This window comes from Paracoccus marcusii (assembly GCF_006151785.1).
GTDB classification, from domain to species: Bacteria; Pseudomonadota; Alphaproteobacteria; order Rhodobacterales; family Rhodobacteraceae; genus Paracoccus; species Paracoccus marcusii.
Genome location: NZ_VDDD01000168.1, coordinates 1 through 6,411 on the forward strand (window position 1 = coordinate 1; position 6,411 = coordinate 6,411).

The following is a 6,411-nucleotide window of genomic DNA, read 5'->3' on the forward strand; positions in this document are numbered from 1 at the left end:
TCTGCTCATGCATCACAGCTACCACGCTGGATTCACGAGATGAATCCCTGACGCGATTTGTGCAACAGAGCCATGTCGTTGCCTTGGGAATGGAGATGACCAAATGGGAAATCAAAAATATCAAGTGCTGAACGAAAGTTTTATGATGCTTGCACCGTAGTTTTTGGAGATACTAAACGCTTTGCCAATAAATAGAGACCCCTATTTTAAGGCTGTGTAGGAACCTGACCAATAGGCATCCTTACTAGGACTGGAAGGTATTAATGCATTCACTTCATGCAGGACAACTTTAGCCTTTAAAAGGCGCAGGTTGCATTCATTCAGAGCGTTATGTGCAATCTCTAGCTGCTGTATTGCTTGCGCAGTTCGCTGTTGGCAGGCAAAGATGCGGGAGCGAATATTTGCCCAATCATCATTGTTCCAGAGAGTGTTATTATCTACAACATAATTGATAGCATGAATTGAAATAATTCGCATTGTCTTTTCCATGCTCGATTAAAATCTATGATACATTATGCAATTGTATGCGCCCAAGAATACCGGTTCTGCTTTTTGAAGGCGCAACAAAGTATTCAGTTGCTATGAATGGGCGTAATCCGGATTTTGTCTGTACTGTGATATTTGGCAAGTTTCTAAATGTCCGCAGGCCCGTTTTTATATTTTCGAATGACAATACGTACCCGGAACCTGTTTCGCTTACCAAGCTTCCCTTGAACGGGCCATGGCTTCCCACCATGAATGTGACATTTTCCATGAAAGCTATATTTTTCCCTATTAAACAAAATCAGTTTATTTACTATTGAATAGGATTAAATTGCAAAGCGAGAAATGTTAGTTCATTCCTCGCTTCCTCTCGCGACGTCCATCAATCCGTCTGTTTTGGCGGATCGATCCAGATACCACAGAAGCGACTGCCATCGCTTGTAGACGCGACCTGCCCGCCTGCTGCCGTGCAATAGGTGAGAGGGTACTTTCCGAACGCCCGTGCATCGCCGCGTCCCTGGATGAGGAGCAGCGCCACGATGCCGAGAACGCCCCCGAGAGCCAGCAAGCCCCCGAAGACGGCCAGACCCCCTCCGAAGTTGTACAGGGCCTCCTTACGGCCTCTGACGGCCTCCAAGCGCATGTGGTTGGCCGCAGCCTGGATCTCACGTTCCAGTTCTCTTACGGCCTGTCCTGCGGCCTCCCGGGCAGCGGTGACGCTGTCGCGGTGCATGCGACGGGACATCTCGGCCGCGGTGCTGCCGATCTGTCGGTTCTGCTCCAGGGCGTCGATGGTGATCTTCTGCACTCCGGCCATGAGCTTTGCCGCCTCGGCCTTGGTGGTCGCGGTGGCGGTAAGGTTGCCCACGTCCTGGCGCAGGAGCCGCACCTGGTCGGTCAGATCGGCAATCAGCTCGGCGGGGGATTTGGCGGCCGCGCTCATGCGGTGCCCGCCTTCGCGTCCAACTCGGCCAGGAGTCCGGCGATCTCTTTCTGATCGACCTCGCGGGTGGCGTTCTTGCGTAGGGTCGCCGCCATCCATTTGGCGATCTTGGGGTCCTTCAAAGCCTCGGTGGTGACGATGGCGCCGACGATGATCTTGCGGCGGGTATCGCTGGCCTTCTGTCGGGTCTTGAGACGGTTCAGCTTGGCCTGTGCCTCGGCGATCTGCTGGTCAATGGTCCTGGGCATTTTGAAATCCTATAGTCGCTCAATGGTTGCAAGTTTGGATGCCCAGAGCGTAGGGTGCAAGACACGAAGTGCCCACTTATACAAACGCTGCGCGTTTGTGTGGGCAAAGGGGCAACTGCATTCCCCTTCGAACCCCAGGCAAGAGCGCGCGCATATGGCGATCTATCATCTCAGGGCCACGATGATCTCTCGCTCTGCCGGGCGTAGCGCCACGGCGGCGGCGGCGTATCGCAGCGCTGAGCTGATCGTGGATCAGCGCACCGGTCTTGCCTTCGACTACCGCGCACGCGGCGGGGTCGATCACGTCGAGACCCTCGCGCCTGCAGATGCCCCGACCTGGGTGCAGGACCGGGCGGCGCTGTGGAACGCAGTGGAGCTGGCCGAGACACGCAAGAACAGCCAGGTCGCTCGCGAGGTCCGCGTGGCCCTGCCGCATGAGCTGGACGCCGCGCAGCGTCTGCAGCTGGTCCGCGACTTCTGCAAGCGGGAGTTTGTGGACAGGGGCATGGTGGCGGACATCGCCCTACACGCCCCCGGGCGCGAGGGCGACGAACGCAACCACCATGCCCATATCCTGCTGACCACCCGGGAGATCGGTCCCGAGGGGTTCACCACTAAGAACCGGGACTGGAACGCCAAGGAGCTGCTGGAGGGCTGGCGGGAGGCCTGGGCACGCGACACCAACCACGCCCTGGAGCGCTGTGGTGCCGAAGAGCGCGTGGATCACCGGACACTGGAGGCGCAGCGCGTCGAGGCCCAGGAGCGCGCCCTGGAGGCGCGGGAGCGCGGCGACGAGGCCGAGGCGCTGCGCGAGACGGTCCGGGCCGTCTCGCTGGACCGTCAGCCCTTGCCGCAGCTTTCCGCCGGAGCGTGGCAGCTCAAGGAGCGCGGCATCGAGGTTGCGGCCGTGCAGGTCTGGCGAGAGATCAAGGAGCAGGCCGTCGAGGTGACCCGCGTGGCGCAGGAGCTGACCGAGAGGGTCCGTGTTTGGCTGGAGCGGGTCACGGAACGGGCTGCGGAACAGGTGCGGGACGTGGTGGAGCGGGTCGCGCCTGCCGATGCCTGGGGCGATTTCTTTGCCGCCGCAGCGCCCGGCGCGTCAGCCGCCGCAGAGGGGCTAGCGCGGGATCTCGAAGTCGAGCGCCGGCTAGAGGCGCATGAGCGGGAGGCGCGGGAACGGGTGCAGGAACAGGAACGCCGTGCTCATGAGCGCGACGACGGTCACGATCACGGGTGGTAGGTGCTCTTTGCGCCCTTGTAGAAAGGGCGGGCGATAAAGGGTTGCGCACGCATCACATCGGCAATTAGCAATTATCCCTTCAAACATGCCGAAAACCTTGCAGACGCTGCATTGCAAGGTCATGGTTAGTGAACTCACTAAAATCGGGGATGGCGATGCGTATCGTAGGAATTTGCCGCTATTCGTTGCTTGGGCGCGGTGACTGGCATGCCTATCGAGGAAAGACTGATGCAGAAGTCGAGGCGGTCGCCAAAGAACAAGCTAAATTGCTTTTTGCAAAAGATCGAATGAATGCCAGGCTTGAGTCATTCGAACATTTGACCCTAGAAAGCCTTCGCGCCCAGACTGATCAAGACTATACCTTTATTGTTTTGGCATCAGAAATGATGCCAAAAATCTACAAGGATAAACTATTAAGTTTGTGCAAGGATATGCCGAATGTCCTCGTTCGATTTTTTCCTCTGTCTAACGCAATCGAAGCGCAATCCAAAGTTTATACCGAACTTGGTCTTACGTACAGAGATGCCGTTCAGTTTCGCCTAGATGACGACGATTGCTTATGCCGAACATTTATTCAAATGCTCCGGCATCACGCTGAAAAATTCAATGAACCGTTGCCGTTTGCAATGAGCGTAAGCAGCTTTCTGTATGCTGTTTCTGGAGGGAGTGGAAAAGGCGTATATGACTGGCAAACGCCTTTTCTTGGTGCCGGCGCCGCTGTCTGGCATCCCCGTAAAAGTATATACGCATTCGGGCACTTTGCTTTGGGAGTAAGGTTTCCTTATTCCATAATGGAAGGGCATCAGGCTCTAGTAACAAATACAGGCTTGAACGATACAGAGGCCACTGCCGAAAAAATCATGAAAGCTGGAATGATCCGTCTAAATCCTGAACAGATTATGGAGGATATTGAACGAGATTTCCCTTTTCTCTCGCAAAAAGCGTTTGAGATTACTGGAATGCCGTTGCAGGTTTCGCTGATGCGTAAGGCCTCAGAGGTTCGTGGAATACCTATGCCTCGAAAATTTTTAACTAAGCTATCCGATACTAAATCTGCGAAAGCAGGGTATGCATCACGCTAATTATTATGAAATAACAGCAAATAGAATTTCCTAAACCTGCTGTTCGCAGGCAGACCGGGTCAGACAGTCAGAGAAACCCTGTGGTTCAAAGTAGCGGCTTTACGTAGGGCCTGGTTCAACTGAGTCAGGTGCCGCCCTCTTTCCTAAACAGTCTAGACCAAAAACCCCGTGGACGCTTCTGCGAAATTGGTACTGGAGGCGCGATGGAAAGGCGCTCTGCAATCTGGTGCCATCTGTCTCGTTCCTGCCGCGCCTCGATCAGTGCCTCAAGCAACATCTGATTTTCACGCTCCAACACTCCCGTTTCATTGGTTTTCTCAGGCGTTGCAGGTTGTTTCAGTGTATGCGTTTCAGGTGGTTCATGTGCAACAGGGGGGAACACACGGTGTAGTTCGGAAGGATCTATGCTCCATGCCCCGTTCTCATCCTTTACCCCTGAAATCTTACCGCTTTTTAGCGCCCTAGTGATCGTTGCCTTAGAAACTCCTGTTGCCTTTGCGGCTTGGCCTGCTGTGTATTTCATGGCGTATCAGGGTATTTCATAGCGTATCGTGATCTAGACATGCACCTGTTTCGCACCGCGTTGCAGAATTCTTGCATCAGGGCGCGTTCCTTTTGACCGTCGCCGGCAGGTCAAACTCCAACCCCTCGAAAGATGGCTGCGATTCCGGCGGCAAACCCTCTCCTGAGGGAAGCTGTTGCTCACCTGGATAGAGACTTGGAAGCTTCCGTAATGGTTCTTGATGATCCAGGGCATCGCTATCGGGCTGCTCGGCATTCGAGATCACGACATTAGCCGTAAACAGGCTGTATCGGATGCCTTCACGCGGGCCGCTCCACGCAACACGATCATTAATGATATAGGCATTGACCGTGCCTCGATCCCCGATCTGTCGGGTTTCAATCCAGCGGTGCTCTTTAAGCATGGCCACGGCGCGGCGTACCGTCCGCATGTCGATGCCCAACAGACCTGCCATGGTTTTTTGCGACATGACCACAGCGTTGTGCTCTTCGACGCGAGCAATCAGCAGATGAAGCACCCGAGAAGCATTCAAAGATCCAGGCAAACCTAGGAACATAGCCCATGCTTCATGGGCGGCACGTTCGGTCTGAACCCATGTTCCACGCTGTTTTTTCACGGGCAACGAGCTTGGATGGTCATCATTAGGCATAGGTCAGCCTCTGTCCTAAGGGTAGGACAAGCAAAGACGAAAAAACGTCAATCATTGTCCAGTAAATTGCATTGATGTTGTATTTTATTGGACAAACAACGCAAGAAAAAAGCCTACCCTAGGACACACTGTGTCCGGGGGTTAGGACACACTGTGTCCTAACCCCCCCTAAAAAAACACCAAAAAACAATGCGTTATTTTTTTGTCTTCTAATGATCTTAAGGCAGGCAAAAAATCCACAGTCCGGGCGCGCTTGCGCGCCGGGGGGAAGCGCCCGCCAGGAAGCTGGCGACCCCCCGCCGGATGGACGGATTGTGGAGTTTTTGTTTGCCGTCGTTTGCGAAGCCCCTTGTGGGCTGAGCGGACGACTCCGCGAGCGTGCGCGCGCGCGGCGGGTGGGGGTCAGGGGGAGGGATGGATTTGAACAACAGTTCTTCTGGAAAATCGCATACGAGCCTAAGCTAGCAAGGCACTGAAACGAGAGAGAAGATTTTCTATGAATTTAGAGAGTTTCGCATCCGGCCTTGCTGACCTTATCGGTAAACCCAGCAGTTTGAGGCCCTTTGTCTGTGATGGATCCCCGTTACATTGCCGGGTCTTTATCGTGGGCCACAACCCTGCAACACCTTCGGATCGCGATTTCTGGACTGACTGGGGATCAGACGGTTTTGACAAGGCGAGTTGGATGAAATCCTATCTCGAAGAGCGAGCAAATAGCCCCCTCAAACCTGGAAAGACGTTCAGACCAAAAATCAGTCCCAGCAGACGTGTCATCGATCAGGTGGTTGCCGCAGCAGGAATCCCGATCCTTGAGACAAACATCTTTGCAGGACCATCACCTGACATGCCCTCTCTCAGGGAGCGCGACATAGCCCCGTTCCTCTATCTGGTGGACACCTTGAAACCCGATCTCCTCGTCACTCACGGGAACGAAGCTGAGGAGGCTGTAAGTCGACTGTCACCTCCTGGTGAAATCATCTCCGTATCTCATTTTTCCCGAGGCTGGTCCGGGGAAAGAGCGGCGGAGCTAGGAAGATCTCTGCGATCAAGGTTTTGAATGCGCACCTTCAACCCCTGGCTGCGCTCTGGCAGATATGAGGTGTTATGCGCCGGAAAGCGCAGGGGGGCTGAGATCAGCCGGGGGTTGTGGGGCGGTTGAGCCGATCGAGGAGAAGATTTGAGGCCCTGAACCGAGGAACCCGTTTGGCGAAGACCGGGACAGCCTCACCAGTTCTGGGATCGC

8 protein-coding genes are annotated in these 6,411 nt (G+C 54.8%); 3 read left to right on the forward strand and 5 right to left on the reverse strand.

Annotated features, from left to right (window positions below):
* Positions 1-201: 201 nt before the first annotated feature.
* The 3 genes from FHD68_RS17055 to FHD68_RS17065 all read right to left on the reverse strand — a co-directional run bounded on the left by FHD68_RS17055 (position 202) and on the right by FHD68_RS17065 (position 1,674).
* A complete protein-coding gene (locus FHD68_RS17055) occupies positions 202-489 on the reverse strand; it encodes a hypothetical protein (protein ID WP_139086328.1) in 288 nt (95 codons plus the stop codon).
* A 376-nt stretch (positions 490-865) separates the two neighbouring features.
* Positions 866-1,426 carry a hypothetical protein gene (locus FHD68_RS17060; protein ID WP_139086331.1) on the reverse strand — a complete coding sequence of 187 codons (561 nt, stop codon included), beginning with the start codon at positions 1,424-1,426 and terminating at the stop codon, positions 866-868.
* A complete protein-coding gene (locus FHD68_RS17065; RefSeq protein ID WP_139086333.1) occupies positions 1,423-1,674 on the reverse strand; it encodes a hypothetical protein in 252 nt (83 codons plus the stop codon). Before FHD68_RS17065 ends, FHD68_RS17060 begins: the two co-directional genes overlap by 4 nt.
* 154 nt (positions 1,675-1,828) lie before the next feature.
* Between FHD68_RS17065 and mobQ the strand changes: the two genes are divergently transcribed.
* Entirely contained in the window at positions 1,829-2,914 is a 1,086-nt protein-coding gene (mobQ, locus tag FHD68_RS17070; RefSeq protein ID WP_280115182.1) for a MobQ family relaxase, read from the forward strand.
* Between the two features lie 155 nt (positions 2,915-3,069).
* Positions 3,070-3,996, forward strand: coding sequence for a glycosyltransferase (locus FHD68_RS17075; protein WP_167550430.1), 927 nt, complete (start codon positions 3,070-3,072; stop codon positions 3,994-3,996).
* A 124-nt stretch (positions 3,997-4,120) separates the two neighbouring features.
* Here the strand turns inward: FHD68_RS17075 and FHD68_RS17080 are convergent, their stop codons facing one another.
* The gene (locus FHD68_RS17080) at positions 4,121-4,519 is read right to left on the reverse strand and encodes a helix-turn-helix domain-containing protein (RefSeq protein WP_139086339.1); all 399 of its coding nucleotides are present in this window, start codon (positions 4,517-4,519) and stop codon (positions 4,121-4,123) included.
* Between the two features lie 76 nt (positions 4,520-4,595).
* Positions 4,596-5,168 (reverse strand): helix-turn-helix domain-containing protein, encoded by a 573-nt coding sequence (locus FHD68_RS17085; protein ID WP_139086345.1) that lies wholly within the window; start codon positions 5,166-5,168, stop codon positions 4,596-4,598.
* A 685-nt stretch (positions 5,169-5,853) separates the two neighbouring features.
* Between FHD68_RS17085 and FHD68_RS17090 the strand changes: the two genes are divergently transcribed.
* Positions 5,854-6,225 carry a hypothetical protein gene (locus FHD68_RS17090; protein WP_208863801.1) on the forward strand — a complete coding sequence of 124 codons (372 nt, stop codon included), beginning with the start codon at positions 5,854-5,856 and terminating at the stop codon, positions 6,223-6,225.
* Positions 6,226-6,411 lie beyond the last annotated feature (186 nt).

What these genes read in the sequence shown, in the direction of transcription:
- FHD68_RS17055 (WP_139086328.1), bottom strand. Translation starts at nt 489, where the DNA reads ATGGAAAAGACAATGCGAATTATTTCAATTCATGCTATCAATTATGTT.
- FHD68_RS17060 (WP_139086331.1), bottom strand. Translation starts at nt 1,426, where the DNA reads ATGAGCGCGGCCGCCAAATCCCCCGCCGAGCTGATTGCCGATCTGACC.
- FHD68_RS17065 (WP_139086333.1), bottom strand. Translation starts at nt 1,674, where the DNA reads ATGCCCAGGACCATTGACCAGCAGATCGCCGAGGCACAGGCCAAGCTG.
- mobQ (WP_280115182.1), top strand. Translation starts at nt 1,829, where the DNA reads ATGGCGATCTATCATCTCAGGGCCACGATGATCTCTCGCTCTGCCGGG.
- FHD68_RS17075 (WP_167550430.1), top strand. Translation starts at nt 3,070, where the DNA reads ATGCGTATCGTAGGAATTTGCCGCTATTCGTTGCTTGGGCGCGGTGAC.
- FHD68_RS17080 (WP_139086339.1), bottom strand. Translation starts at nt 4,519, where the DNA reads ATGAAATACACAGCAGGCCAAGCCGCAAAGGCAACAGGAGTTTCTAAG.
- FHD68_RS17085 (WP_139086345.1), bottom strand. Translation starts at nt 5,168, where the DNA reads ATGCCTAATGATGACCATCCAAGCTCGTTGCCCGTGAAAAAACAGCGT.
- FHD68_RS17090 (WP_208863801.1), top strand. Translation starts at nt 5,854, where the DNA reads ATGAAATCCTATCTCGAAGAGCGAGCAAATAGCCCCCTCAAACCTGGA.